We start from the raw sequence: 25,710 nt of genomic DNA on the forward strand, positions 1-25,710 counted from the left end.
CGCCAGCCGCTTCCATTCCCTACGCCTATGAGCGCCGCCGTCACCGACTTCGTGGACCTGGCTTTCCGCGACGACCTCGACCTGCTGTTTGGCCGCTGGCTGCGCACGGCCGACGACCAGGAAGTACGCCAGGGCTACGAAGCCGCTTTGGCCTTAGCCCTCCCGCGGCGGGCCCACTACTGGCTGCTGGATTTGCGCCGGCGCGGCCCCATCAGCCCCGCCGCCCGCCGCTGGCTGCTGGAGTCGTTTCTGCCCCGCCTAGTCAATGGGATGCCCGAGCCGCTGCACCTGGCCTACCTACTTTCCCCCAATCACCTGGCCGAAGTATCGGCTGAGGAGCTGAGCATTCCGTCCCTGTTTCACGCCACCTGCCACATCGGCCTCTTCACCGATGAGCACTCGGCCCTGCAGTGGCTCGACCACCACCGCGAAGCTCACGGCGTGCCGCATTGAGGCTCCGGGCCGGCCGGGCCGGCATAACGACGCCCCGAGCCGCCGCGTACTAAGCCCCAGCCGCGGCGCCCACTTTCCGCCGCGGGCGCTGCCTATGTTCCGCCTGCTGCTCACTGCCCTGCTGTGCTGCGTCGCCCTGCTAACGGCCGCGCAGACTACCTACGCCCTCAAAGACGGTGCCTTCCGCGAAAACGATGTGGTGATGCGCCTGCAAGCCGGTCAAGCTTCGCGCCTGGAAGGCCCGCTCACCTTCAACGACGGCTCGGTGCTCAACCCCAGCGGTATTCTGGTAAAAAAGGATGGCACCCGTCAATTGTTGCCCAACGGCCAGGCCGTAAACATGCAGGGCCTGGTCGTGAACCTGCGCGACGACATGCAGTCGGCCCAGGCCATTGAGCAGCGCAACCGCACCGTGGCCGGCGGCCGCGGCGAGGCCACCGTACCCGGCGCCGCAGTGCCCACGGCCGCCTCGCCCGAGCAGCTACAGCGCCTGCAGCAGCTGGAGCGCCGCGTGGCCCTGCTCCAACAGCTCACCGACCGCCTCGCTGAGCGCACCGCCCAGGCCGTCGGCTCGGCCCCCGGCACCGCCCCCCTCGACGCCCAGATTCGGGCCCTGGACAGCCCGCGCTAGGCCGCAGGCTTGATTTTTGCTACGACCAAAAGCCCGCTCCGTGCGGGCTTTTTTGCGGCCGCCGAAAAAGGCCTGAAAAAATATTGTCGAGAACGGGGCCGTACCCGTTGCATCCGATGTAGCAGAATTATACATTTGGTCACTGCGATAATTCACGCGCTCTTCACTTCCTGATTTTTCACGGCAACCTGCACAATATGGCCTAAAGCTCTACGTTCCCCTAACCGTAGCCCTTTATGGAAACCATGCAGCCGAGCGACTCCGCGTTGATTTCGCTCTACATTGCCGGCAAGGAAGAAGCCTTCGCCCTGTTGCTCGCCCGCCACAAGCGCCGGGTCTTCACCACGATCATGCTGATCGTGAAAGACCCCATCGTGGCCGAAGACCTGCTGCAGGATGCGTTTATCAAGGCGGTTCACACGATGAAAAGTGGTCGGTACAATGAAGAGGGGAAGTTTTCGTCGTGGATTTGCCGCATCGCCCACAACCTAGCCATCGACTTTTTCCGGCGCCAGAAGCGCAACCCCCAGCTCAACCTCGACGCCACCGGCCACGCGTTCAACTCGTTGTCGTTGTCGGAGGAGAGCGTAGATATGACTTTGTCGCGGGAGGAAACCTACAACCGCCTGCGGGAGTTAATACAGGAGTTGCCGGCCGCGCAAAAGGAAGTGCTTATCATGCGTCACTACGGCGACATGAGCTTCCAGGAAATTGCCGACGCGACGGGGGTGAGCATCAATACGGCGCTGGGTCGTATGCGCTACGCGCTCATCAACCTGCGGAAGAAAATGGCCGCCCAACCAGTTTTCTATGATCAAAACCTTTACCCACGAGACTCTGCTCCGGTATGTGTACAACGAATTGCCGGCTAAGGAGAACCACGACGTAGAGCAAGCCCTGTTGCACGACGCCGACCTGGCCGCCCGTTGCGCCGACCTGCTGGAAGCCCAGCGCTACCTCGACGCGCTGCAGCCCGGCCCCTCCGACCGCGCCGTGCAAAACATCCTGCAGTACTCCCGCACCTTTCTGCGCGCGGAGTAAGCGGTGAAATGGTGAGATGGTGAAGTGGCGAGCGTAGCTTTGTTGTAGGCTACTCGCCATTTCACCATCTCACCATTTCGCTTTTATGCGCCTTGCCGAACGGTTTCGCCGCTTTCTGGGGTACTTCACCGAGAACTTTCCCGCGCCCGAAACCGAGCTGCACTACGGCAGCCCTTACGAGCTGCTGGTGGCCGTGGTGCTCAGCGCCCAGTGCACCGACAAGCGGGTGAACCTGGTCACGCCCAAGCTGTTTGAGCAGTTTCCGACGGCCGAGCACCTGGCCGCGGCTTCGGCGGAGGACATCTTTCCCTTCATCCGCAGCGTTTCGTACCCCAACAACAAAGCCAAGCACTTGGCCGGCCTCGGCCGCATGCTGGTGGAGCGGTTCGGCGGCGAAGTGCCCGACCGGCTGGAGGATCTGCAGCTGCTGCCCGGCGTGGGGCGCAAAACGGCCAACGTTATCGTGTCGGTTATCTACAACCAGCCCGCTATGGCCGTGGACACGCACGTGTTCCGGGTGGCGCACCGGCTGGGACTGGTGCCCCGCTCAGCTACTACCCCGCTGGCGGTGGAAAAGGCCCTGGTGAAGCACATTCCCGAGGAGCTGATTCCCAAGGCCCACCACTGGCTGATCCTGCACGGCCGCTACATCTGCGTGGCCCGCAGCCCCAAGTGCCTGCAGTGCCCGCTCACCGACATCTGCAAGTACTACAACAGCTCCGTGAAGCCTGCTCTGGAGCCGGTAGTAGCGCCGGTGTAGGCGCCTTGATTTCCGTCAGCAATGAAGCGTGTTGCGTGCCTGGTGTTGCTGCCCCTGCTGTTCAGCTGTCGGAAGGACCATTCCAGCTATGAGCAGCGGGCGGTGACGAGCTATATCCGGCGGACGATGGACAAACGTGGCCTCGACTTCGACGCCGACTACATCCCCGTCAGCTGGGATACGCTAGCCGTTTCCCGCCGCGACTCGCTGCTCTGGTACATCGGCCCCGTACCGGCACCGGCTGCGGTGGCCGCGCTGCCCCGGTACCAGCGCAAACGCCTGGAACAGGCCGTAGCATCGAGGGCTTACCGGGATACCACGCGCATTGGCACTTACGTGGTGCATGTATTCCGCTGGAAGGGCGAAGACAACCGCCTGAGCACGGATACCCTACGCTACCTGGTTTTCCGCAACGGCCTCATGGTGCGCAGCTTCCGCTGAACTTAGCCCGCGGCCTGCTCCAGAATCAGCTGCATGCGGGCGGCCAGCTGCTGCCGGTCGAACTGCTGCCGGGCTACGGCCTGGCCGCGCTGCCCGGCGGCCCGGGCTTCGGCGGGGGCGGCCAGCACGGCGGCCAGCTGCTCGGCCAGCCGCTGCGGCTGCTCCGCGGGTACGTACCAGCCGCAGCGGTGCTCTTCGACGAACTGCCTGGTCCAGCCCGGATTCGTCACGATTACCGGCGTGGCCACGGCGAGGCTGTCGTAGAATTTGGCGGGCGAGTTGGTAGCCAGCACCGGCTTGCTGATAAACGAGGCCACCGACACGTCGGCGGCGGCCAGCCAGGTGAAGACGGCGTGCCGGGGCTGCGGCGGCACCAGCCGGATGGCGGGGCAGCGCGTGGCCGCTTCGCGCAGCAGCGGCTCGAAGTAGCCGTGGCCCATGAACAGCCACACCACGTCCGGTCGTTGCTGATACAACTCTTCGGCGGCCTGCACCAGCGTCGGTATGTCGTTGGCGCGGCCGAAGGTGCCGGCATAGAGCACCACCGGGCGGCCTTCCAGTCCGTGCTGCCGACGCAGTTCCGCCACCGCGGCGGGCGTGGCGCGGGCCGCCTGGTCGAGGTCGGTGCCGTTGAGCAGGGTGCTGATTTTGTCCGCGCCGAAGCCCAGGCCGCGCACGTAGTCCGTCATGCCCGGCGAGAGGGTGACGATGTGCCGGGCCTGCTCGTAGAGCTTCCGTTCGGCGACGTAGAGCTGTTGCTGGGCCAGCGGGTTGCGCACCGCCCCCATTTCGATGGGAAACGTGGGCCACAGATCCTGCACCTCAAACACCCAGGGCACCTGCCGCCGCCGCGCCACCTGCCCCGCCACCCAGGCCGCCGACAGCGGCGTGCTGATGCCCCACACGACGTCGGGCCGCGGAATGCGCAGGCCCTGTCGCCAGGCGTAGCCCATGTACTTCACGAAGGCCCAGCCCCGCGCCGCCACGCCCATGCGGTTGTGGTAAGGAATATCGGCCGCCAGCAGGTCCACGCCCTCCGGCAACCAGGGGTACTGCTGCGTCAGCCGCTGCCGCTCCCAGGTGTTGGTCGTTATCAGCGTAACGCGGTGCTGCCGGGCAATATGCTGCAGCAAGGAATAGTGCCTGCTCGTCGCGGGGCAGTCGGGGTTGGTGTGGTACTGGCTGAAAACGGCAATGTGCACGGGGCGGGGCAATGATTGAATGAGGGAATGATTGATGGTCAAATGGCTGGATGGCTAAATGGTCGTTCTGGCGTTATAACGGCCAGACATTCAACTATTTAACCATTTGGCCATCAATCATTTAGTCATTCCCTCATTCAATCATTTTTTAGGTCGGTAGTGCGAGTCGTTGAGGATGCGCTGGGCGTCTTTGTTGGCCATGAGCTGGGCCAGCGTCACCTGGGGGTTGTCGGCCATGTACTTGCGCACGATTTGCCAGCCAACCCAGCTGCCTACGCGGCCGGGGCAGGTTTTGTCGATTTCGGGCACGTTGGGCCGCTCCCCTACGTACTTCTGAATCTGGAAGGGCTGGGTGCTGTACAGCAGGTTTTTCTGCAGGAAGTGCCCCCAGATTTTCGCCTCGTTGTAGTGCACATTCTCCATGTCCTTGGCCGAGAAGCCCATAAGCAGGGTGTCGGCGGTGCAGGGCAGCGTCTTCTCGGCGAAGTACAGGGCCTTGCCGTTCTGAATCATTTCGCCCAGCATCGTGGTGTTGATCAGCTGCTTGCGGTTGTACTTGCTCGACACCACTTCGGCCACCCGCGGCATGATATACTCGGGGCGGTAGCGCCGCAGCAGGTAGTTGGGCGCGTCGGGCTGGTACATGGCCCTGGGCCCCACGAAGTAGTCGATGTTGATGACCAGCAGGCTGTCGTTGGCAAATAAATCCTGCCCCATCAGGCCGCTGACGTAGGTTTTGGTTTGCGGCACCCTGAAATCGGGGAAATAGTAGCGCACGTGCTGGAAAAAGCGCTGCAGCTCACCCTGCCGCTGCTCGGTGCTGCCAAACGTGCTGTCGGCCTGCTGACCGAACTGCCGCAGCTTGGGGTTGGTGGCCAGGCTCACCAGCATGTTCTGCAGCTCGGGGGCGGGGTAGCGGGGGCGCTGCAGGTAGTAGCGGGCAAACACCGGCTCGGCGTCCATGAAGCGCTGGGCATCGGCCGGGGTCTTGATCTGGAAAAACGACTTCTCTAACCGGTCCAGCTGCACCGGGGCCTTGACGGCGGCTATTTCGGCCGGCATTTCGCACTTCTGGTCGTTGGTGCAGGCATTGAGGAGCAGCGTAGCCGCCAGCAGCGGCAAGCTCAGCCAGGGGCGCAGACGCGGAAAGGGCATGGCGGGTAGCGGGGGGCTTCTATATTTAGGGCGAAATTAGCCAAAACGCCGGCCCGCCCGTATCCGGCTTGGCCCCAGCAACGCACGGCGCGGCCTAAGCGTGTCACTCCCTATGAAAAAAGCCCTACTCGCGCTGGCCCTGCTCACGGGCGGCGCCGTCACCACGGCCTCGGCCCAGGTTGAAATCGGCCTGAAAGTTTCGCCCAGCGTCAGCAGCCTGGCCGCTACCTCGCCCCCGGTAACTAGCTTCAAGAAGGACGGCAGCCTTGCCAGCATCGGCGGCGGCCTGGTGGTCGACTATTTTTTCGGCCAGAACTACGCCTTCAGCACCGGCCTGCAGTTGACCAGCAAGGGCGGCAGCATCCGCTACGTTCAGGACGACCAATTGGGCAAGCCCAGCGATGTGCAGAAGGTTCGCCTTCAGTACGTGGAAGTTCCTGTTACGGTGAAGCTGTTCACTAATGAGGTTGCTACCGACGTAAAGCTTTACTTCCAGGTGGGAGGAGTGGTCAGCGGCCTCACCGGCGCCCGCATCGACGGCGAGAAATTCTATCGTGGCACCCAAGACAAGTCACGCAGCCATTTCCTATTTGCCGATTTCGGCCTGCTGGGCGGCACCGGTGTCGAGTACCAGCTTGGCCAGAGCACCAAGGTATTCGCTGGCGTGTCGTATCATCATGGGCTGCTCAACATTGACCGGTATTTTGACAATTCTCGCAGCTTCGATGACGTGAGCATCAAAAACCGCGAAATTGCCCTCGACCTCGGCCTGAAGTTTTAGGGTACTTGGTAGTAGGTAGTAGGTAATAAGACTCGCAGGTCCGTAGTCCTACTACCCAATACCTACTACCCAATACCTACACGACGCCCCCACCGTTCCAGCAGCGTGAACGGTGGGGGCGTCGTGGTTTGTAATCAGTTCGCGAAACGGCCGGCGGCTAGTCGTCCGATTCGTCGTCGCGGTCCTGCAGGCTATTGATTTCGGCCGCCCGGCTGTGCAGCTCGATTTCCTCGCCCCGCTCGTCGTGGATGCGGTAATCGGTGAGGCCCAGCGAGGTATCCTTCACCACCTTCACCCACTTGTAGTACTTCATGTACCACTTCATCTGCTTGCTAACCAGGCCTTTGGTATAGTAAGCGTGCAGGAAGGGGTGCACGTACAAGGTCAGGCCCGAGTGGTTCTGGTTTACCAGCAGTTCATCGATGCTGAAGTCGATTTCGTCGGTGACCAGAATGGAGGCCGTAATCTTACCGGTGCCGCCGCAGGTGGGGCACACCTCGGTGGTGGTAATGTTCTGCTCGGGCCGCACGCGCTGCCGCGTGATTTGCAGCAGCCCGAACTTGGTAATCGGCAGGATGGTAAACTTGGCCCGGTCGCGGGCCATGATCTGCTGCACCGTGTCCTCCACCTTCTTGCGGCTGTCGGCCGAGCGCATGTCGATGAAGTCGACCACCACGATGCCGCCCATGTCGCGCAAACGCAGCTGCCGGGCCACTTCCTTGGCGGCCGCCAGGTTCACCATCAGCGCGGTGGCCTCCTGGTCGCTCTGCTGGTTGCTCTTGTTGCCGGAGTTTACGTCGATGACGTGCAGGGCCTCGGTGTGCTCGATGACGAGGTAGCCGCCGCCGGGCACGGTCACGGTTTTGCCGAAGAGGGTTTTGAGCTGCTTTTCGAGGTCAAACTGCTCAAAAATCTTCGTCTTGCCAGTGTACAGCTTCAGCAGCTCCAGCTTGTCGGGCGCAATCTGCTGCAGATACTGGCGCAGCTCCTCGTACATCGGCTGCGAATCGACGTGGATGGCGTCGAACGAGTCGCTGAGCATGTCGCGCAGCATGGACGACGTGCGGCCCAGCTCACCCAGCACCTTGTCGTTCGGCTTGGCCGTGCGCAGGTTCTGGTAGAGCTGTTCCCACATGTTCGCCATGTTAGTCATGTCGCGGTCCAGCTCGGCCACGTCGCGGCCCTCGGCCACGGTGCGGATAATCACGCCGAAGCCGTCGGGCTTAATCGACGCAATCAGGCGCTTGAGCCGGTCCCGCTCGTTGCGGCTCACAATTTTCTTCGACACCGAGATGGTGTCGGAAAACGGGATGAGCACGAGGTAGCGCCCGGCCATTGACAGGTCCGAGGACAGGCGCGGCCCCTTGGTCGAAATCGGCTCCTTGACAATCTGGACCAGCAGTTGCTGGCCCTTTTTCACGATGTCGGCCATCTTGCCGACTTTCTCAAGCGCGGCGTCGCGCGGGAAGCCCTTCAGGTGCGCCACCGGCGCCTTGCCGCCGTGGACGAGGCGCGTCCACTTGGCCAGGGTCTGGAATTGCTCGCCCAGGTCGCCGTAATGCAGGAAGGCGTCCTTCTGATACCCGATATCAATAAACGCGGCGTTCAGGCCGGGCATGACTTTCTTGACGGTGCCAAGGAAGATGTCGCCCACCGCGTAGTTGGTGTCGTTGCGGTCGAAGTGATACTCGATCAGCCGCTTGTCCTGAAGCAGGGCAATCCGCTCGCCTTCCTGAGTCGAATTAATGATTAACTCGTTACTCAATGGAGTTCGGGGTTAGCCGGCTGTCCGGACGCAGATTCTTGTCAGTCAATAAGTTCAACCTCGCATAAGCCAAGAAGGGAAGCCGGCGCCAGGCACCAGCTTCCCCCTATTCAGTTCCACGGGGAGAACGTAACCACAAAGCCACGCCCGGGAGTCGGCGGGGTGAAACATAGGGCGCGCCCGGGCTCATAGCCAGCGGGTTAGCGCCCAGCAAACCCCCGCGGGCTTACTTCTTCTTGTGACGGTTTTTGCGCAGACGCTTCTTCCGCTTGTGGGTGGCAATCTTGTGACGCTTTCTCTTTTTACCGCAGGGCATGAGTGTGAAATGGTTAAATGGTTGAATTGTCAAATGGCTAAATAATTAAATGGCTGGATGGTCAAATGGTCAAATGGTTGGTCGTTCAGGTGAATTCAGAACAGCCGACCATTTAACAGTTTAGCCATTTAGCCATTGAACAGTTTAGCCATTCATTGAAGCTTTTGAAGTTCTTCGTTCACCGAAGTCAGCAAACCAGGGTCGGCGCTCAGGCTTTTGGTTTTCAGGAAGGCCTGCTTGGCCTGCTCCTTCTTCCCGTCCTGCGCCAAAGCTACGCCCAAGTAGAACTGCCCGTTCACGTTCTTGGGGTTCACCTTCACCAACTCCTCGAAACGCTCCACCGCCTTGTCGGCCTGGTTGCTTTGCAGCGCCAGGATGCCCAGGTTGTAGAGCGCCTTCTCGTTTTTGGGGTCGGCGGCCAGTACCTCGCGCAGCATCATGATGCCGGATACGGGGTTGTCGCTGGCCATCAGCGCCATACCCATGTTGGTTTTGGCGTCCAGGTTCTGCGGGTTCTGCTTGAGCACTTTCTCGTACAGCTCCCGCGTCTTGGCGCTCAGCATTTTGGCGCGCTCCTCCGTAGCCGCGAAGCTGTAGGCTTCGAAGTACTGGTCGGCGGCGCGCTTCCACGCCTGTTCGCCTGGCTTAGCAATAGCCACCTGCTCGTAGTAGTAGCCGGCGCTGTCAAAGCGCTGCACCTTCTGGTACTGCGCCGCCAGGTCGTTGGCCACGCGCAGCTTGCTCACGCCCTCCGCCGACTGGTAGCGGGCCACCAGTGAGCTGAGTTCCTTGCGCTGCTCGGCCGAGGCCATGGTGTGCGGCTGTTCCGGCGTGGTGCCGGCACTGGCCGAAACCGGGCCCGACGAAGCCTCGGCTTTGGAGCCGTTGGTCTGCGGGCCGCCGCCGTCGCGGGTGGCGGTGGCAGCAGCGTCGCGGGCGGCTTCGCCCTTGCCTTCCTTCGGTTTCATTACCCCTTTCGGCAGCAGAAACAGCCCCACCACCACGGCGGCGGCGAGGATGAGAATGAACAGTTGGGGGGATGCTACGGAGCGGCTGGCAGCCATACTTGGAAGAAAAAGGCTGCCGCCGGGCTGCTGCTTTCGGGGCAGACCAGCACGGCGGCGGCCGGCAAGTTTACGAAGAACCGAGCGGTTTTGGGCCTAGCCGGAGCTTAGGCTTGTACCGGCTGCTCTTTTACCTTCTTGCTGTTTTTGATCTTGCTGATGAAGGTTTTCGAGGGTTTGAAGCTCGGGATGAAGTGCTCGTCGATGATAATCGACGTGTTTTTCGAGATGTTGCGGGCTACTTTCCGGGCCCGCTTCTTGTTTACGAAGCTACCGAAGCCACGCACGTAGATGTTGCTGCCGTTGGCCATCGAATCCTTCACCACTTTGAAAAAAGCCTCAACGGTTGCGGACACGTCGGTCTTTTCAATGCCGGTCTTCTCGGCAATCTCGGCAATTACTTCTGCTTTGGTCACTGTATTAGGAACCTGAAAAGTGAAAAAAAGAATGGGCAAAAAGCTTTCAAAATCCCGTAAGCCCTTGCCCGGTAGGCATTTCGGGGCACAAAGGTAGCCCCGTTTTTTGGTTTTACAAATGTAATTGCCAAATACCCTGACGGAAAGCAATTGCAAAGCAATATATTCACAATCAACAAGTTGACCAACTTTCCTCCCCAAACCGCACATCCTTTCTTTGCCCAAGCCTTATTGGACTGGTACCCGCGCCACCGCCGCGACCTGCCTTGGCGCCGCACTCAGGACCCGTACGCCATCTGGCTGTCGGAAATCATTCTGCAGCAGACCCGCGTGCAGCAGGGCCTGCCCTACTACGAGCGTTTCCTGGCCGCTTATCCGACCGTGCAGGACCTGGCCAACGCCCCCGAGCAGGAGGTGTTGCGGCTCTGGCAGGGGCTTGGCTACTACTCCCGGGCCCGCAACCTGCGCTTGACCGCCCAGCAGGTGGTAAACGAGTACGCAGGGCAGTTTCCGGGCACCTACGCCGAGCTGCTCAAGCTGCGCGGCGTCGGGCCGTACACGGCGGCGGCCATTGCCTCCTTCGCCTTCGGGGAGCGGGTGGCCGTGCTCGACGGCAACGTGTACCGGGTGCTGAGCCGGGTGTTCGGCATCACCACCGACATTGCCCAGCCGGCGGCCCGCAAGGAGTTTCAGCAGCTGGCCGACCAGCTGATTTCCTACGACAACCCGGCCGACTACAACCAGGCCATTATGGAGTTCGGGGCCATTCAGTGCACGCCGGTGAATCCCGACTGCCTGTTCTGCCCGGTGCGGGAGCAGTGCTTCGCGTTTCAGCACGGCATGGTGCAGCAGCTGCCGGTGAAGTCGAAAGCCAAGGCGGCGCGCACGCGCTACTTCCACTACTTTGTGCTGCGGCACGGGGAGCAGGTGTATTTGCGGCGGCGCGGCGGCAAGGACATCTGGCACGGGCTCTTCGACTTTCACCTGCTGGAAACGCCCGAGGCGGAGCTGCCGGCCAAAGCGCTGCTAACGGAGCTGGAGCAGCTCGGGGCGCGGGTGACGACCAACCGCGTGAGTGAGCCGGCGGCGCTGATGCGGCACACGCTCAGCCACCAGAAGGTGGAGGCGCGGTTTCACGAGCTGTGGCTGGATGCCCCGCTGGCGCAATCGGCGCTGCAACAGGCTGATTTGCAAGCTTATTCCGCAGCGCAGATCCACGATTTGCCCAAGCCGGTTATCATCAGCAACTACCTGGAACAGAAATCAATAATTTAATTGCTAACATATTTGGAATTGCGCAAAATTGTTTGCTAATTGTATGGGTAATTCAACCTCTTATTCCTCTTTTTCAACCAAACCCGAAGACACCATGTCGAGCGTAAACAAAGTAATCCTTATCGGCAATCTGGGCACCGACCCGGAAGTACGGCACCTGGAAAGCGGCGCGGCCGTGGCCCAATTCCGCCTGGCTACCAACGAGTTCTACAAAGATAAGCAGGGCAACCGCGTGGAGCGGACCGAGTGGCACAACATCGTGGCCTGGCGCGGGCTGGCCGAAATGGTCGAGAAGTACGTGAAGAAGGGCCAGTCCATTTACGTGGAGGGCAAGATTCGCACCCGCCAGTACCAGGACAAAGACCAGCAGACCCGCTACGTGACGGAAATCGTGGCCGACGAAATTACCATGCTGGGCGGCGGCCGTGGTCAGGGCGACCAGGCGGGCGGGCAGCAGCCCAGCGCGCAGGCGGCGCCGGCCGAGCAGAAAACCTTCCGCCAGGAAGCCGAGCTGAACGAACTGCCGTTCTAAATCCGCTGTTCATCGGCAAATGCCGCCCCGGTCACGCGCTGGCCGGGGCGGTTTTGCTTTGTGCGCCGGCTGCCGACGCATTGCGCGCTGATTTCCGGCTAATTTTGGCTTGTCACCTTTATTTTCTGCCTGTGCTTCGCTCCTGTTGCGCGCTGCTGGTAGCTGGTCTGTTGCTTGCGGGCTGCACTTCCACGCCGGACTACACGCCCAAACCCAAAGGCTACAACCGCATCGACCTGCCGCCGCACCGCTACCAGCCGCTGCCGCCGGGCCACCCGTACCGGTTTGAGTACTCGCAGTCGGCGCGGATCCTGCGGGATTCGTCGTACCTGGCCCAGCCGCACTGGATCAACGTGAACTACCCCGCGCTGCACGCCAACGTGCAGATTACCTACACCAACATTGCGGGTAACCCCAAGCTCTTCAACAAGATGCTGGAGGACGCGCGCAAGCTCACGGGCAAGCACCAGATCAAGGCCACGGCCATCGAGGAAAACACGCTGAAGACGCCCGACGGCAAGAAAGTAGCCGTGTTCGAGCTGAGCGGCGACGTGCCGAGCCAGTTTCAGTTCTACACCACCGATTCCACGAAGCACTTCTTCCGCGGGGCCCTGTACTTCCGCACGGCCGTAGCCAACGACTCCCTCGCGCCGGTCATCGACTACGTGAAGGAGGACATCGTGCACTTGGTCAACACCCTGAAATACCAATAGGCCTTGATGGCTAAATGGTCGAATAGTTAAATGGCTGGTCGTTCGAACGCAGAACAATCAACAATTCAGCAATTTAACCATTTAACAATCTAACTCTTGAGCAGCATTTTCCAAACCAAGCTGAGCCTGCTGCGCGGCATGGATACGCGGCGGGCCGACGTACTGGCCAAGGAGCTGAACCTGTTTACCTACGGCGACCTGGTGCAGTTCTACCCTTTCCGCTACCTCGACCGCACGCAGTTCTACCACGTCGTCGACCTGCACGACGACCTGTCGATGGTGCAGGTGAAGGCCACCGTGCGCACCAAGGAAGTGCTGGGCGAAGGCCGCAAGCAGCGCCTCGTGGCCCAGGCCCAGGACGAGAGCGGACAGCTGGAACTGGTGTGGTTCAAGGGCGTGAAGTGGTTTGAGAAGTGGGTGAAAAACCACCAGGAGTACATTATTTTCGGCAAGCCGACCCTGTTTAACGGCAAGCCGCAGATGGCGCACCCCGAGTTGGAAGAGGTGTCGGAGCAGAAGCCGGGCACCTCGTTTCTGCAGCCGGTGTACTCCAGTACGGATAAGCTCAGGAACTTCAACCTCGACAGCAAGGGCATTGCCCGCCTGACGGCGCAGGTGATAAAGCTCTGCGCTCCGCACTTTCACGAAACCCTCTCGCCGGAGCTGATTCAGCGCTACGCCCTGATGCCCAAGGCGGAGGCCATGCAGCAGATTCACTTCCCGCAGAGCAACGAGCTGCTGCAGGCGGCGCGCTTCCGCCTGAAGTTTGAGGAGCTGTTCTACGTGCAGCTCAAACTGTTGCGGCAGCGCGACGTGCGTAAGGTGGAGCTGGCCGGGCAGATTTTCGATAAAGTGCCCACGCTCACGCACTTCTACAAGAACGTGCTGCCTTTCGACCTGACGATGGCGCAGAAGCGGGTGATTCACGACATCTACAAGGACTTCTGCTCGGGCAAGCAGATGAACCGCCTGCTGCAGGGCGACGTGGGCTCCGGCAAGACCATCGTGGCCTTCATCAGCATGCTCATTGCGGCCGACAACGGGGCGCAGTCCTGCCTGATGGCCCCCACGGAAATCCTGGCCGACCAGCACTACGAGGGCCTGAAGAAGTTCGCCGACATGCTGGGCCTCAAGATCGGGCTGCTGACCGGCTCGACGCGTACGGCCGCCCGCCGGGTGCTGCACGAGCAGCTGCGCTCGGGCGAGCTGCACATGCTGGTGGGCACCCACGCGCTGCTCGAAGACGTGGTGCAGTTCAAGAACCTGGGCCTGACCATCATGGACGAGCAGCACCGCTTCGGGGTGGCGCAGCGCTCCAAGCTCTGGCAGAAAAACCCTAACGTCATCCCGCACGTGCTGGTGATGACGGCCACGCCCATTCCGCGCACCCTGGCCATGACGCTCTACGGCGACCTGGACGTGTCGGTCATCGACGAGCTGCCGGCGGGCCGCAAGCCCATCGTGACGGTGCACCGCTTCGACGCCAACCGCCTGAAGGTGTTCGAGTTCATGCGCCAGGAAATCCGCAAGGGCCGGCAGTGCTACGTGGTGTACCCGCTCATCGAGGAAAGCGAAGCCATGGCCGACTACAAGGATCTGATGGACGGCTTCGAAAGCGTGTCAAGGGCGTTTCCGGAGTACCACGTGAGCATCGTGCACGGGCGCATGACGGCCGGCGAAAAGGACGCGGAGATGCAGCGTTTCGTGAAAAACGAGTCGCAGATCATGGTGGCTACCACCGTAATCGAGGTGGGCGTGAACGTGCCCAACGCCTCGGTGATGGTCATTGAGTCGGCGGAGCGGTTTGGCCTCTCGCAGCTGCACCAGCTGCGCGGGCGCGTGGGCCGCGGCGCCGACCAGAGCTACTGCATCCTGATGTCGGGCTACAAGCTGAGCAAGGACACGCGCACCCGCCTGGAGACGATGGTGCGCACCAACAACGGCTTTGAAATTGCCGACATCGACCTGAAGCTGCGCGGCCCCGGCGACCTGATGGGCACCCAGCAAAGCGGCGTGCTGGACCTGCTGGTGGCTGACCTAGCGAAAGACGGCAAGATCCTGACCGAATCGAGGGCGGCCGCGCAGGAAATACTCCACGAGGACCCGACGCTCAGCAAGCCGGAAAACCAGAACATCCGGCGCCACATCGAGTCGTTGCCGTCTACGGCGGTAAACTGGAGCCGGATTAGTTAGCAGTATCTAATTGTACATATATAGCCATAAAAAAACGGCCTCTAAGCCGTTCCACAGTCTAGTTAAGCGAGACTGGGTTGGTCTTTCGGCCGTATTCGATGGCGTCGGCGGCAGCCTGGCCCGGCACATCCTTGTAGCTGACGTGCTGCACAAAGAACGACTGCATGGACTCTACGTGCTGCTGCACCGGTTTGGTAGGAGCAGCGCTTATGCGGCTTTGGTCTTTTGCATTTTTGCCAACTATCACGAGGGCAATCAGCAAGGCAAACTGTAGTAAAGATTTCATGGGAAAAACAATCAGTGGAGAGGAGCGGCGCCCGCGGGGTACGGTCGCCAGGATTTCTGCTGAACCCGGTTGGCACAGCGAAAGAAGCTCAGTGGCGTGAGCTTCGTGCACAGAAATCAGCGTGGCGTGGCTGGGGAAACTAGGCCTGTGCACAAATTTATCAATTATATACAAGTTTACAAGCTCCGTGGCCGTAAATCTGTACATACCCGCCGTTGCAAAGAAAACGGCACCGGGCGCGTTAGGTGTCAGCGAAAAGGTTATGAATGCGTGAACATTTCAGCGGGCCGGCTGCCCAGCGGGGCCTTTACGGGAATGGTCGACTGAATGATACCTTTGGGAAGTACATTTTCCCTGGTTGGACGACTTTCGCTCCGTTAAACCCCTAACGACGTGCGTTTTACTCTGAAATTTTTTTTCACCGCCGGCTTGCTGGCGGCCGCTTTGCTCCAGGGCGCCCCGGTGGCGGCCCAGCGCGTGCGCTCCACTCCCTTCGCCTACGTGCCCGAGCACACCGAAGACCCTTACAATCAACGCGTCCACGTGAAGACGCTGGCCCTGCCCGGCAGCACCGACTTCATTATCCTGAGCCACCGCTCGGCCGGGGAGTACGCCGTGGAGCGCTACGACGCGGACTTGAAAAAAATCTGGGCGGCGACCGTACCCGTGGCGCCGGGGGAGAGCATGGAAGCCTTTGCCCGCAACGACCAGCAGGCCCTGGTGGTCATTCACCACGGCGGCGAAACGGGCCAGTACCTGCTGGTGCAGCCCGTGGACCTGAAAACCGGGCAGAAGCTGACGGCGAAGAAGATGGCCGAAGGCGGTTCGCAGGAGCGGCGACCGGGCATCAGCATCTCACCCGACGGCACCCAGCTGGTGGCCTGGCGCTATGTCACGCGCGATGCGCAGATCAAGGCCCTCACGGCCGCGCACTACGACCGGCAGCTCACCAAGCTCAAGGACCGCAGCTACGATTTCCGCGACCTGGGCTCCTTCTTCTCCCCCAGCGTGCACGTGGCCAACGACGGCACCCAGTACGTGGCCCTTATCGGTGACGACAACCAGAAGCTGACCGTGCGCCGCTACCGCGACCAAGACGCCGACATCAAGGTGATGGCCGTGACGGTGGGCGGCACCTACGGCGGCAAGAAGGTCACGATTCGGGACTCGCAGTGGCGCCTGCTCGACGGGCGGACGCTGTACGCGGCCACCATCTGCGCCGACTACGCTTCGGGTGAGTACTACAGCCTGAAGCTGGTGAAGTTCGACTTCGCCGCGGCCGACATGAAGTTTGCGCCGGAGTTCAAGTTTACGCCCGAGTACCTGGCCGAAACCAACAAGCTCACCGGTGCCAGCTACAAGCGCCTCGACGACATCTACCTTTCCGACGTGGTGCGCACGGCCGACCAGAACGTGGTGGTTATTGCCGAGCACAAGGCCGAAGAAGGCCCCGACGCCCCGGTGCGCGCCCGGGAGCTGCACGTGTTCGGCTACAACGAGTTTCAGTCGCCGACCTGGCACCAGATTATTGCCAAAAACCAGGCGGCCCCGATTACCGAAAGCTTCACCGGCATCGGCTACCGCGCCGCCCCCATCGGCAACGACGTGCAGGTGGTGACGCTGGAAAAGCTGAAGGAGAAAACCGACCTGCAGCTACGCAAGATTGCCGCCCTGGCCGGCACCGTGACGGAGCCGAAAGCCCTCGGTCTGAACGTGGCCAACGACCAGCAGGTAGCCTACGTGAAGGACTTTACTGCCTGGCTCGACGACAAGACCATGATTGTGGTGACGCGGCCCAGCAAGAAGTCGGCGGCGCTGCAGCTGAACAAGCTCGTCTTCAAATAAGCCATGCTGGCCTTCTACCTGCTGCCCGACGACGCCCCGCGCCCCGGCCCGCCCCGCTTGGAGGAACTGCCGAAGGCGGGCGAGCTGTCGGCCGAGGACTTCCGGGAGCTGCAGGCGCAGCGTATCATCGAGGGGCGCCTGAGCTACGAGCAGGATTTTCGCTGGAGCAGCGGCGTGGCGCAGATGAAGCTGCAACTGCTGCTGCACCGGCACCCGCAGCTCCGCCCCGACGACGCCAGCACCCCGGAGCAGCGGCTGTTCGTGCTGCTGTTGAACGCTTCGGCGGCCGACTCCGGGCTGCTGGCAGTGGCTGAGTAAGCATTGCAGGGTTCCGCAGAACGCATCGAGCCGCCCCGGTCTGGGGCGGCTCGATGCGTTCTGGGCGGGCACTGAGCGGATTATTCGGTGGGCGGAGTGCGGCTCCAGCCTTCCACAATGGTGGGGGTGCTGCGTTCCAGCCAGTCGGCCAGGTCGCGCACTTTGGCAGCAGCCTGCGTGCCGAGCGGCGTCAGGCTGTACTCCACGTGCGGCGGCACCACGTCGTGGGCCACGCGGTTCACCAGGCCGTCGGCTTCCAGCCACTGCAGCGTCTGGGCCAGCATCCGCTCGTTGACGCCCCCGATTTGCCGGCGCAGCTGGCTGAACCGGCGGGTTTCGCCTTCCAGCGCCATCAGCACCAGCACGCCCCAGCGGCTGGTTACGTGCCTCAACACCGTGCGCGAGGGGCAATCCACCGCCATCAGGTTGCCGCGCCGCACCCGCTCCGACAACAGGGCGGTTTCCTCAACCATACCGACTTTTTCCATACTTACCTTTTTGTACGTACTTACTTTATGTAAGTATACCAAATACTTTTGATCCGTCAACCATCCAACGACACCCCACGCTATGAGCATTGCCATTACGGGCGCCACCGGCCACCTGGGCCGCCTGGTCGTCGAGAACCTGAAGAATACTGATTCGGCCGCTTCCATCGTCGCCCTGGTGCGCGACCCAGCCAAAGCCGCGGACCTCGGTGTGGAAGCCCGCCGCTTCGACTACAGCCAGCCCGACACGCTGGCCCCCGCGCTGCAGGGCGTGGAAAAGCTGCTGCTGATTTCGTCCAACGAAATCGGTCAGCGCGCCGAGCAGCACCGCAACGTCATTGAAGCCGCCAAGCAGGCGGGCGTCAAGCACCTCGTCTACACCAGCCTGCTGCACGCCGACTCCTCACCGCTGAGCCTGGCCGACGAGCACCGCGCCACCGAAGCCGACCTGAAAGCCTCGGGCCTACCCTACACCATCCTGCGCAACGGCTGGTACACCGAAAACCACACCGGCTCCATCGGCGGTGCCCTGGCTGGCGGCGCCTTCCTCGGCAGCGCCAAGGACGGCCAGATTTCCTCGGCCACCCGCGCCGACTTCGCCGCCGCCGCCGCTGCCGTGCTGGCCGGCTCCGGCCACGAGGGCAAGACCTACGAGCTAGCCGGCGACGAAGGCCACACCCTCACCGACCTGGCGGCCGAAATTTCGCGGCAGAGTGGCAAGGACATTCCCTACAAAGACCTGCCCGCTGCCGAGTACGCCGCTATCCTCACCGGCTTCGGCCTGCCCGAGCACTTCGCCCACGGCATAGCCGGCTGGGACGCCGACGCGGCCTCGGGCGCCCTCTACGACGACAGCCGCCAACTCTCCCAGCTGATCGGCCGCCCGACCACGCCGTTGGCTACGGCCGTGGCCGACGCGCTGAAGCAGGCGTAATCTAGGCTTCGAGCCAGAAACAAAAGGCTGCCCCAATATCGGGGCGGCCTTTTTAGTATCTTCTTATCAACCGGTTGCCTGCCTTAATCCATACTCTTCTATAGTCGAATGCCCAAAGCCGCCCCTGATTATCACAACGAAGGTTTAATTGCTCCAACTCTGGTAGTAGAACAGTGTCTTTAATTTGGCTATTCGTTATCTGCAGCAGGTAATGAGGTGTCGGACTAAAGCTTCTATTATATCCTACCAGATAAATACTACCATCGCACGCACACACATCATTCAATTCACTTATCGGTTTAATAGTCACAATCGGCTTCCAATCACGGCTGGTTCTTGAAAACAGCTCACCGGTTTCCAAAAACTTAAATCGGGCACCGTCGAAATAAGAATCTCCAAACACAGTGTCGTTTACCGAATAGTTGAGTTCTGGTACAGCTTTTACCAGCTTCCATTTCTGGCCTTCAGCATCACCCATGTGGTGTATTTGTCCATTATAAGTGATTATCTGAACAGGTTGCCGAGCACAAGAATAAAATTTATATGGAAAAAATATTCGTGGGTTAAACTCCCGCCGTATCCACGTCTTACCAAAGTCCGTGGAATATGCCATGCGAGAATAAGGAGGCTCATGAACACCTGGCCAGCTATCTAAACCCCACAACACATAGTTGTGGTCGATAGTAAGGTACTTGATGTATAGAAAATCCGGCTTATCGCGCTGATCATGCAAGTGTTGCCACGTCTGACCAGCATTTGTAGTTATTGCCAGCCCTCCATGCCACTTCACGGCTATTAATGTATCACCACTCACAGGCAACAAGTCATGAACTGCATGATCAGCCTTCCTTGTACGTTGGCGAAGGTCTGTTTTATCAGACAATACTGACGGTGCCTTCTGTTTATCTTGTTCTTGCTGCTGCGAGCAAGCTCCAACTGCTACTCCCAATACCAATATCCAGTATCTCATCATCAGGTTTTTGGTCAGATTCTTTAACCGTAATAACGACAAAAGGGCCGCCCCGATACCGGAACGGCCCTTCTTAGTTTTCCCCCATCGGGAAATAACAACCGGCCGTTTCCCCGCGGCCAGTTGCTGCTGATGCGCTCTGGGTTAGAACGCGTATTCGTTGGCCTGGATGAGCACGTCGGCGATGCGGCGACGGGCGTCCTTGGCGTTGTAGAGGTCGGCTTTGGTGAAGCGTTTCAGGCCCAGGGCCAGCAGGCGCTGCTCGTCGCCTTCGGTCATGGAGGCAATGGCCTCCTTGCCGAACTTGTTCACGTGGTCCACCGTGTCGGAGAGGTACACGCGGGCAATGTCGATTTGCTGAGCCACGGCCTCTTCGCCCTTCACGCCGGCTTCCTTCTGCACGCGCAGAATGGTGCTTTCGGCGGTGTAGACTTTGATGGCCATGTCGGCAATGTTCATCAGCACTTCCTGCTCCTTGGCCAAGGAGTTCATGTACTTCTGCACGGCCGTGCCGGCTACCATCAGGATGGCCTTTTTCAGCTTGGCAATGGTGCGCAGCTCGGCGGCGAACAGGCTGTTGTCCTCGTCGGTGTTGAAGTCCGGAATGGCCATCAGTTCCTGCTGCACGGCCTGGGCCGGGCCCATCAAATCCAGCTCGCCTTTCAGACCCTTCTTCAGGATCATGTCGACGGCCAGCATGCGGTTGATTTCGTTCGTGCCCTCGAAGATGCGGTTGATGCGCGAGTCGCGGTAGGCGCGGTCCATCGGGTAGTCGGCCGAGAAGCCATAGCCACCGTACACCTGCACGCCTTCATCCACCACGTAGTCAAGCACTTCCGAGCCTTCAACTTTCAGGATGGCGCACTCCACGGCAAACTCGCGGGCGGCTCCCAGCAGGGCCTCGTTGTGGCTCTGGCCTTTGCTCAGCAGCTCCTGCTCCATGCGGGCAATGTCCATACTCGCGCGGTAGATGGCCGACTCGACGGCGTAGATGCGGATGGCCTGCTCGGCCAGCTTGTACTTGATGGCGCCGAACTTGCTGATCGGCAGCTTGAACTGCACCCGCTCGTTGGCGTAGCGCACGCTCAGCGTGGCGGCCATTTTGGAGGCGCCCAGACAGGCGGCGGCCAGCTTGATGCGGCCGATGTTCAGGATGTTGAAGGCAATCAGGTGGCCCTTGCCGATTTCGCCCAGGATGGCCGACTTCGGCACCTTCACGTCGGACAGGAACACCTGGCGGGTCGAGGACCCTTTGATGCCCATCTTGTGCTCCTCGTTGCCGAGGCTCAGGCCGGGCGTGTTTTTCTCCACGATGAAGCCCGTGAACTGCTCCCCGTCAATCTTGGCGAAGACCACGAACACGTCGGCAAAACCACCGTTGGTAATCCACATTTTCTGGCCGTTGAGCACGTAATGCTCCCCGTCCTCGGTCAGCACGGCCTTGGTTTTGGCCCCCAGCGCGTCGGAGCCCGAGCCGGGCTCGGTCAGGCAGTAGGCGCCCATCAGCTCCCCGGAGGTCAGGCCGGGCAGGTACTTCTGCTTCTGCTCCTCGGTACCGAAGTACAGAATCGGCAGCATAGCAATGCCGGTATGGGCCGCAAAGGCCACCGGGAACGAGTGGCCGCCACCCACGCCTTCGGTTACCCGCAGGGAGGTGGGGAAGTCCATGTTCAGCCCGCCGTACTCCTCCGGGATGCTCACGCCGAACAAACCTAGCTGCCCGGCTTTTTCCATCAGCTCACGCATCAGGCCTTCCTCGTGGTTGTCGAGGCGCTCCAGCAAGGGCTGCACCTCTTTCTCCACGAAGTCGAGGGCAGTCTGGTGCATCATGTTTTGCTCCTCCGAGAAATCGGCGGGCGTGAATACGTCGTGGGCGTCGGTCGGCTTGATGATGAACTCGCCGCCTTTGACAAGCTTGTTGGTTACTTCCATGGCCGTTTTGGGAATGTTGAGGTGGGGAAACTGTTCGGCTTGCCGACTATTTAGGGCCGGCAAGCGCCGGCTGTTTGTGGATACCGAAAGGTAAGAAAAAATGTTATGCGTGCCGACTACTTTCCGAAAAAGAAACCCCGAAAAGACGGGGCTTCTGCCAGTTGCAATATCAGAACGCGAGAATATGTGGTCTGGTTCGGCGATGAGGCTTGTTTATCAAGCTCGTCATGTCGAGCGAAGTCGAGACATCTCGCCAGATAGTAATACTCTCGTTGAATGATGAGGCTACTATCAGGAGTCAGCACGCGAGATTCCTCGGCTTCGCTCGGAATGACGTTCTGATTAGCGGTTACTTCAGTAGCTCGTAGATGCCCGCTACGCCCTGGCCGCCGCCCACGCAGGCGGTGACCATGCCGTACTTCTTATTGCGGGCCCGCAGCTCGTGGAAGAGCTGAATCGAGAGCTTAGCGCCGGAGCAGCCCAGCGGGTGGCCCAGGGCAATGGCCCCGCCGTTCACGTTGAGCTTGTCCGGGTCGATGCCCAGCTCGCGCACCACGGCAATGGACTGCGAGGCAAAGGCTTCGTTCAGCTCGATGAGGTCGATGTCCTCGAGCTTCATGCCGGCTTGCTTGAGCACTTTCGGCACGGCCTTGATCGGGCCCATGCCCATGATGCGCGGGTCGACGCCCTCGGTGGCGTAGTTCACCATGCGGGCAATGGGCTCCAGGTTCAGCTCCTTCACCAGCCGCTCCGACATGACGATGACGAAAGCCGCGCCGTCGGAAGTCTGCGAGGAGTTGCCGGCCGTGACCGAGCCGTTGGCGGCGAATACCGGGCGCAGCTTGCCCAAGGCTTCCACCGAGGTGTCAGCGCGGGGGCCTTCGTCGGTATCCACTACGTAAGAGCGGGTTTTCTTCTTGCCGGTGGCCGCGTCGAGGTAGGTTTCCTCCACGGTAATCGGCACGATTTGCTCCTTGAACTTGCCCTCGGCCAGGGCCTTGATGGCTTTTTGGTGCGAGTTGTAGCTGAACTCGTCCTGGTCCTGCCGGCTGATTTTGTAGTCCTGGGCCACGGCTTCGGCGGTGAGGCCCATGCCGAGGTAGTAGTCGGGGTGCTGCTGGGCCAGCTTGTAGTTCGGCACGGTCTTCCAGCCGACGGTGGGCACCAGGCTCATGCTTTCGGTGCCGCCGGCGATGATGCAGTCGGCCATGCCAGCCTTGATTTTGCCCACGGCCATGGCAATGGTTTCCACGCCCGAGCCGCAGTAGCGGTTTACGATGAGGCCCGACACGTTCATCGGCAGGGCCAGCAGGGAAATCAGGCGGCCCATCTGCAGGCCCTGCTCGGCCTCCGGCACGGCGTTACCGACGATAACGTCGTCGACGCGGGTGGGGTCGAGCTGCGGCACCTCTTTCATCAGGTGCTTGATTACCTCGGCGGCCAGGTCGTCGGGGCGGGTGAAGCGGAAACCACCGCGGGGCGCCTTGCCCACGGCCGTGCGGTAACCAGCTACGATATATGCTTCCATGTTCGGTTGGTTCTTGAAGAGAGGGTGGGAATCGAAGCTAGAGCTAGTCTAGGATTAGCTCCCCTCCTCAGATGAGGAGGGGTTAGGGGTGGTTGATTCCCGTCCGGGTAACAACTAGAACTACGACTTAATTCTAGCTTGTCAACCACCCCTAGCCCCTCCTCATCTGAGGAGGGGAACTAACCTTTAGCTCTAGTTGCGCAGCGGCTTGCCAGTCGTGAGGATGCTTTGGATACGCTCCAGCGTTTTCCGTTCGCCGGTCAGCGAGAGGAAGGCTTCGCGCTCCAAATCCAGCAGGTACTGCTCCGATACTTCCGTGGGGGCCGACAGGTCGCCGCCGCACATGATGTAGGCTAGCTTGTTGGCAATTTTCAGGTCGTGGTCGGAGATGTAGTTGCCGGCGCGCATGGCGTGCACGCCGGTCATGAACATGCCCAGGGCGCCCTTGCCGTGCACCTTGATGTTGGTTTTCTGCACCGGCATGGTGTAGCCATCCTCGGCCAGCTCGATGGCGGCGGCTTTGGCCTGGGCAATGACGCGGTTGCTGTTGACCACCACTTCGTCGCCGCGGCGCAGGAAGCCCAGGTCGAAGGCTTCGTGGGCCGAGGTCGACACCTTGGCCATGGCAATGGTCATGAAGGCGTTGCGCAGCAGGTTGTATTCCGGCTCCCCTTCCTCGTACTTGAGGGCGGTGCGCAGGGTCATTTCCTTGGAGCCGCCGCCGCCCGGAATCAGGCCCACGCCGAACTCCACCAGGCCGATGTAGCTTTCGGCCGCCGCTACTACTTTGTCGCAGTGCAGGTTCAGCTCGCAGCCGCCGCCCAGGGTAAGGCCGTGCGGGGCGCCCACCACCGGGATGGAGCTGTAGCGCATGCGCATCATGGCCTGCTGGAACTGCGCAATCATCATGTTCAGCTCGTCGTAGTCCTGCTCCAGCGCGAACATGTACACCAGCCCGAGGTTGGCGCCGGCCGAGAAATTCGGCGCGTCGTTGCCCACCACGAGGCCGCGGAAGTCCTTTTCGGCTAGTTCCACGCCCTTCAGCAGGCCCTGGATGACGTCGGAGCCCAGCGCGTTCATCTTGGAGTGGAACTCCACGTTCAGAATCCCGTCACCGAGGTCAATGACGGAAGCGCCCGAGTTCTTCCACACCACCTTGCCCGAAGCACGCAGGTTGTCGAGGATGATGAAGTTCTCCACACCCGGAATCGGCTGGTAAGCCTTGGACTCGGCGTCGTAGAACTTCTTCACGCCGCCTTCCACCTTGTAGAACGAGGCGTTGCCAGCGGCCAGCATTTCCTCCACCCACGGGGCCAGCTGCTTGCCTTCGGCCTGTACCAGCTCCACGCCTTTCTGCACGCCCAGGGCGTCCCAGGTCTCGAACGGGCCCATTTCCCAGCCGAAGCCGGCGCGCAGGGCGTCGTCGATTTTGTAGAGCGCGTCGGTGATTTCCGGAATGCGGTTCGACACGTAGGCGAACAGCCCGGCAAACGACTTGCGGTAGAATTCCCCGGCCTTGTCCTTGCCGGCCACCAGCACCTGGAAGCGGTCGGCCAGCTTCTCGATGGGCTTGGTGGTTTCCAGCGTGGCGAACTTCACCTTGGCGCTGGGCTTGTACTCCAGCGTATTGAGGTCCAGGGCCTGAATTTCCGACTTGCCGCCTTCGCCCTTCACCTTCTTGTAGAAGCCCTGACCGGTTTTGTCGCCCAGCCACTTGCTTTCCACCATCTTCTTGAGGTAGTCCGGCAGCTGGAATACGGCCTTGGCCTCGTCGTTGGGCAGGTTCTGCGCCAGGCCGTTGGCCACGTTCACCAGCGTATCCAGGCCCACCACGTCGGAGGTGCGGAAGGTGGCCGACTTGGCGTGGCCGATAACCGGGCCGGTCAGCTTATCCACTTCCTCCACCGTCAGGCCCACCTGCTGCATTACCTGCAGCACGTCCATGATGGCGAAAACGCCCACGCGGTTGGCAATGAAAGCGGGCGTGTCCTTGGCCAGCACGGTGGTCTTGCCCAGGTACAGGTCGCCGTAGTGCATCAGGAAATCCACCACCGCCTGGTCCGTATCCGGCGTCGGAATGATTTCCAGCAGCTTCAGGTAGCGCGGCGGGTTGAAGAAGTGGGTGCCGCAGAAGTTCCGCTTGAAGTCCTCCGAGCGGCCTTCCGACAGCAGGTGAATCGGGATGCCCGAGGTGTTGGAGGTGATGAGCGTGCCGGGCTTGCGGTACTGCTCCACCCGCTCGTACAGGCTCTTTTTGATATCGAGCCGCTCCACTACGACCTCAATCGTCCAGTCGCAGCCGGCAATGTCCTTGAGGTTGTCGTCGAAGTTGCCGGTCTTGATGCGACTCACGTCCGGCTTGCGGTACAGCGGCGAGGGGTTGGCCTTCACCGCCGCGTCGAGCGAGGCGTTGACGATGCGGTTTTTGACGGCCGGCGAGTCGAGCTTGAGGCCCTTGGCTTCTTCGGCCGGCAGCAGCTCCTTCGGCGCGATGTCGAGCAGCAGCACCTGCACGCCGATGTTGGCGAAATGAGCCGCGATACGCGAACCCATCACGCCCGAGCCCAGCACGGCGACTTTCTTGATGGTACGGTTCATCCTCTTTGTCTGGAAGTAGATGAGTGGGAATGGTTTTAGATATTGGGGATGAAGGATAAAAGGATGAGAGATG

At 61.0% G+C, this 25,710-nt stretch carries 25 protein-coding genes; 14 read left to right on the forward strand and 11 right to left on the reverse strand.

The annotated features are described in order from the left end of the window. The first annotated feature begins 27 nt into the window (after positions 1-27). From EJV47_RS01685 to EJV47_RS01710, 6 genes are all read left to right on the forward strand, one after another. Positions 28-453, forward strand: a complete 426-nt coding sequence (locus EJV47_RS01685) for a hypothetical protein (RefSeq protein ID WP_126691404.1) — start codon at positions 28-30, stop codon at positions 451-453. A gap of 94 nt (positions 454-547) precedes the next feature. Continuing rightward, positions 548-1,084: a DUF6799 domain-containing protein gene (locus EJV47_RS01690; protein ID WP_126691405.1), complete on the forward strand. Its 537-nt coding sequence runs from the start codon at positions 548-550 to the stop codon at positions 1,082-1,084. A gap of 236 nt (positions 1,085-1,320) precedes the next feature. Next, on the forward strand, positions 1,321-1,956 hold the full coding sequence (locus EJV47_RS01695; protein ID WP_126691406.1) for an RNA polymerase sigma factor: 636 nt from the start codon (positions 1,321-1,323) through the stop codon (positions 1,954-1,956). Further along, complete coding sequence (locus EJV47_RS01700) at positions 1,934-2,125, forward strand: hypothetical protein (protein ID WP_126691407.1); 192 nt, start codon at positions 1,934-1,936, stop codon at positions 2,123-2,125. Before EJV47_RS01695 ends, EJV47_RS01700 begins: the two co-directional genes overlap by 23 nt. A gap of 85 nt (positions 2,126-2,210) precedes the next feature. Then, entirely contained in the window at positions 2,211-2,885 is a 675-nt protein-coding gene (gene nth, locus EJV47_RS01705; protein WP_126691408.1) for an endonuclease III, read from the forward strand. Between the two features lie 21 nt (positions 2,886-2,906). Then, entirely contained in the window at positions 2,907-3,326 is a 420-nt protein-coding gene (locus tag EJV47_RS01710; RefSeq protein WP_126691409.1) for a hypothetical protein, read from the forward strand. Between the two features lie 2 nt (positions 3,327-3,328). Here EJV47_RS01710 and EJV47_RS01715 read toward each other — a convergent pair whose 3' ends face one another. Continuing rightward, positions 3,329-4,528 carry a glycosyltransferase family 4 protein gene (locus EJV47_RS01715; protein WP_126691410.1) on the reverse strand — a complete coding sequence of 400 codons (1,200 nt, stop codon included), beginning with the start codon at positions 4,526-4,528 and terminating at the stop codon, positions 3,329-3,331. Between the two features lie 141 nt (positions 4,529-4,669). After that, positions 4,670-5,683 (reverse strand): gliding motility lipoprotein GldB, encoded by a 1,014-nt coding sequence (gene gldB, locus EJV47_RS01720; protein ID WP_126691411.1) that lies wholly within the window; start codon positions 5,681-5,683, stop codon positions 4,670-4,672. 112 nt (positions 5,684-5,795) lie between these two features. On the opposite strand from gldB, the gene EJV47_RS01725 reads away from it, so the two are divergent. Beyond that, positions 5,796-6,464, forward strand: a complete 669-nt coding sequence (locus EJV47_RS01725) for a porin family protein (protein WP_126691412.1) — start codon at positions 5,796-5,798, stop codon at positions 6,462-6,464. 157 nt (positions 6,465-6,621) lie between these two features. Here the strand turns inward: EJV47_RS01725 and EJV47_RS01730 are convergent, their stop codons facing one another. From EJV47_RS01730 to EJV47_RS28855, 3 genes are all read right to left on the reverse strand, one after another. Further along, complete coding sequence (locus EJV47_RS01730; protein ID WP_126691413.1) at positions 6,622-8,229, reverse strand: Rne/Rng family ribonuclease; 1,608 nt, start codon at positions 8,227-8,229, stop codon at positions 6,622-6,624. A 468-nt stretch (positions 8,230-8,697) separates the two neighbouring features. Then, positions 8,698-9,609, reverse strand: coding sequence for a tetratricopeptide repeat protein (locus tag EJV47_RS01735; protein ID WP_243650971.1), 912 nt, complete (start codon positions 9,607-9,609; stop codon positions 8,698-8,700). 107 nt (positions 9,610-9,716) lie between these two features. Next, the gene (locus EJV47_RS28855; protein WP_279389053.1) at positions 9,717-10,235 is read right to left on the reverse strand and encodes an HU family DNA-binding protein; all 519 of its coding nucleotides are present in this window, start codon (positions 10,233-10,235) and stop codon (positions 9,717-9,719) included. A gap of 21 nt (positions 10,236-10,256) precedes the next feature. Between EJV47_RS28855 and mutY the strand changes: the two genes are divergently transcribed. From mutY to recG, 4 genes are all read left to right on the forward strand, one after another. Further along, positions 10,257-11,300, forward strand: a complete 1,044-nt coding sequence (gene mutY / locus EJV47_RS01745; protein WP_243650972.1) for an A/G-specific adenine glycosylase — start codon at positions 10,257-10,259, stop codon at positions 11,298-11,300. A 94-nt stretch (positions 11,301-11,394) separates the two neighbouring features. Continuing rightward, the gene (locus EJV47_RS01750) at positions 11,395-11,832 is read left to right on the forward strand and encodes a single-stranded DNA-binding protein (RefSeq protein ID WP_126691414.1); all 438 of its coding nucleotides are present in this window, start codon (positions 11,395-11,397) and stop codon (positions 11,830-11,832) included. 125 nt (positions 11,833-11,957) lie between these two features. Next, a complete protein-coding gene (gene gldD, locus EJV47_RS01755) occupies positions 11,958-12,545 on the forward strand; it encodes a gliding motility lipoprotein GldD (RefSeq protein WP_481249173.1) in 588 nt (195 codons plus the stop codon). A gap of 96 nt (positions 12,546-12,641) precedes the next feature. Beyond that, positions 12,642-14,738 carry an ATP-dependent DNA helicase RecG gene (recG, locus tag EJV47_RS01760; protein WP_126691416.1) on the forward strand — a complete coding sequence of 699 codons (2,097 nt, stop codon included), beginning with the start codon at positions 12,642-12,644 and terminating at the stop codon, positions 14,736-14,738. A gap of 58 nt (positions 14,739-14,796) precedes the next feature. Here recG and EJV47_RS01765 read toward each other — a convergent pair whose 3' ends face one another. Further along, the gene (locus tag EJV47_RS01765; RefSeq protein ID WP_126691417.1) at positions 14,797-15,024 is read right to left on the reverse strand and encodes a hypothetical protein; all 228 of its coding nucleotides are present in this window, start codon (positions 15,022-15,024) and stop codon (positions 14,797-14,799) included. A 393-nt stretch (positions 15,025-15,417) separates the two neighbouring features. Here EJV47_RS01765 and EJV47_RS01770 point away from each other — a divergent pair, with 393 nt between their 5' ends. Next, positions 15,418-16,869 carry a hypothetical protein gene (locus EJV47_RS01770; RefSeq protein ID WP_126691418.1) on the forward strand — a complete coding sequence of 484 codons (1,452 nt, stop codon included), beginning with the start codon at positions 15,418-15,420 and terminating at the stop codon, positions 16,867-16,869. A gap of 3 nt (positions 16,870-16,872) precedes the next feature. Continuing rightward, complete coding sequence (locus EJV47_RS01775; protein ID WP_126691419.1) at positions 16,873-17,187, forward strand: hypothetical protein; 315 nt, start codon at positions 16,873-16,875, stop codon at positions 17,185-17,187. Between the two features lie 80 nt (positions 17,188-17,267). Here the strand turns inward: EJV47_RS01775 and EJV47_RS01780 are convergent, their stop codons facing one another. Beyond that, positions 17,268-17,675, reverse strand: a complete 408-nt coding sequence (locus EJV47_RS01780) for a winged helix-turn-helix transcriptional regulator (RefSeq protein WP_126691420.1) — start codon at positions 17,673-17,675, stop codon at positions 17,268-17,270. A gap of 82 nt (positions 17,676-17,757) precedes the next feature. Between EJV47_RS01780 and EJV47_RS01785 the strand changes: the two genes are divergently transcribed. Then, positions 17,758-18,609 carry an SDR family oxidoreductase gene (locus EJV47_RS01785; RefSeq protein WP_126691421.1) on the forward strand — a complete coding sequence of 284 codons (852 nt, stop codon included), beginning with the start codon at positions 17,758-17,760 and terminating at the stop codon, positions 18,607-18,609. A gap of 52 nt (positions 18,610-18,661) precedes the next feature. Here EJV47_RS01785 and EJV47_RS01790 read toward each other — a convergent pair whose 3' ends face one another. From EJV47_RS01790 to EJV47_RS01805, 4 genes are all read right to left on the reverse strand, one after another. Continuing rightward, positions 18,662-19,582 carry a WD40/YVTN/BNR-like repeat-containing protein gene (locus EJV47_RS01790; protein WP_126691422.1) on the reverse strand — a complete coding sequence of 307 codons (921 nt, stop codon included), beginning with the start codon at positions 19,580-19,582 and terminating at the stop codon, positions 18,662-18,664. Between the two features lie 141 nt (positions 19,583-19,723). Continuing rightward, entirely contained in the window at positions 19,724-21,511 is a 1,788-nt protein-coding gene (locus tag EJV47_RS01795) for an acyl-CoA dehydrogenase family protein (RefSeq protein WP_126691423.1), read from the reverse strand. Positions 21,512-21,860: 349 nt separating this feature from the next. Further along, the gene (locus EJV47_RS01800) at positions 21,861-23,039 is read right to left on the reverse strand and encodes an acetyl-CoA C-acyltransferase (RefSeq protein ID WP_126691424.1); all 1,179 of its coding nucleotides are present in this window, start codon (positions 23,037-23,039) and stop codon (positions 21,861-21,863) included. 192 nt (positions 23,040-23,231) lie between these two features. Continuing rightward, entirely contained in the window at positions 23,232-25,637 is a 2,406-nt protein-coding gene (locus tag EJV47_RS01805; protein WP_126691425.1) for a 3-hydroxyacyl-CoA dehydrogenase/enoyl-CoA hydratase family protein, read from the reverse strand. Between the last annotated feature and the right edge of the window lie 73 nt (positions 25,638-25,710).

Source organism: Hymenobacter gummosus (assembly GCF_003970915.1).
Classification (GTDB): Bacteria; Bacteroidota; Bacteroidia; order Cytophagales; family Hymenobacteraceae; genus Solirubrum; species Solirubrum gummosum.

Excerpts from the sequence above, each read along its gene's own strand:
- EJV47_RS01710 (WP_126691409.1), top strand. The coding sequence starts at position 2,907 with ATGAAGCGTGTTGCGTGCCTGGTGTTGCTGCCCCTGCTGTTCAGCTGT.
- EJV47_RS01690 (WP_126691405.1), top strand. The coding sequence starts at position 548 with ATGTTCCGCCTGCTGCTCACTGCCCTGCTGTGCTGCGTCGCCCTGCTA.
- EJV47_RS01805 (WP_126691425.1), bottom strand. The coding sequence starts at position 25,637 with ATGAACCGTACCATCAAGAAAGTCGCCGTGCTGGGCTCGGGCGTGATG.
- EJV47_RS01685 (WP_126691404.1), top strand. The coding sequence starts at position 28 with ATGAGCGCCGCCGTCACCGACTTCGTGGACCTGGCTTTCCGCGACGAC.
- EJV47_RS01735 (WP_243650971.1), bottom strand. The coding sequence starts at position 9,609 with ATGGCTGCCAGCCGCTCCGTAGCATCCCCCCAACTGTTCATTCTCATC.
- gldB (WP_126691411.1), bottom strand. The coding sequence starts at position 5,683 with ATGCCCTTTCCGCGTCTGCGCCCCTGGCTGAGCTTGCCGCTGCTGGCG.
- EJV47_RS01775 (WP_126691419.1), top strand. The coding sequence starts at position 16,873 with ATGCTGGCCTTCTACCTGCTGCCCGACGACGCCCCGCGCCCCGGCCCG.
- EJV47_RS01765 (WP_126691417.1), bottom strand. The coding sequence starts at position 15,024 with ATGAAATCTTTACTACAGTTTGCCTTGCTGATTGCCCTCGTGATAGTT.
- EJV47_RS01790 (WP_126691422.1), bottom strand. The coding sequence starts at position 19,582 with ATGATGAGATACTGGATATTGGTATTGGGAGTAGCAGTTGGAGCTTGC.
- EJV47_RS01785 (WP_126691421.1), top strand. The coding sequence starts at position 17,758 with ATGAGCATTGCCATTACGGGCGCCACCGGCCACCTGGGCCGCCTGGTC.
- EJV47_RS01695 (WP_126691406.1), top strand. The coding sequence starts at position 1,321 with ATGGAAACCATGCAGCCGAGCGACTCCGCGTTGATTTCGCTCTACATT.
- EJV47_RS01750 (WP_126691414.1), top strand. The coding sequence starts at position 11,395 with ATGTCGAGCGTAAACAAAGTAATCCTTATCGGCAATCTGGGCACCGAC.
- EJV47_RS28855 (WP_279389053.1), bottom strand. The coding sequence starts at position 10,235 with ATGTGCGGTTTGGGGAGGAAAGTTGGTCAACTTGTTGATTGTGAATAT.
- EJV47_RS01800 (WP_126691424.1), bottom strand. The coding sequence starts at position 23,039 with ATGGAAGCATATATCGTAGCTGGTTACCGCACGGCCGTGGGCAAGGCG.
- EJV47_RS01795 (WP_126691423.1), bottom strand. The coding sequence starts at position 21,511 with ATGGAAGTAACCAACAAGCTTGTCAAAGGCGGCGAGTTCATCATCAAG.
- nth (WP_126691408.1), top strand. The coding sequence starts at position 2,211 with ATGCGCCTTGCCGAACGGTTTCGCCGCTTTCTGGGGTACTTCACCGAG.
- EJV47_RS01725 (WP_126691412.1), top strand. The coding sequence starts at position 5,796 with ATGAAAAAAGCCCTACTCGCGCTGGCCCTGCTCACGGGCGGCGCCGTC.
- EJV47_RS01780 (WP_126691420.1), bottom strand. The coding sequence starts at position 17,675 with ATGGAAAAAGTCGGTATGGTTGAGGAAACCGCCCTGTTGTCGGAGCGG.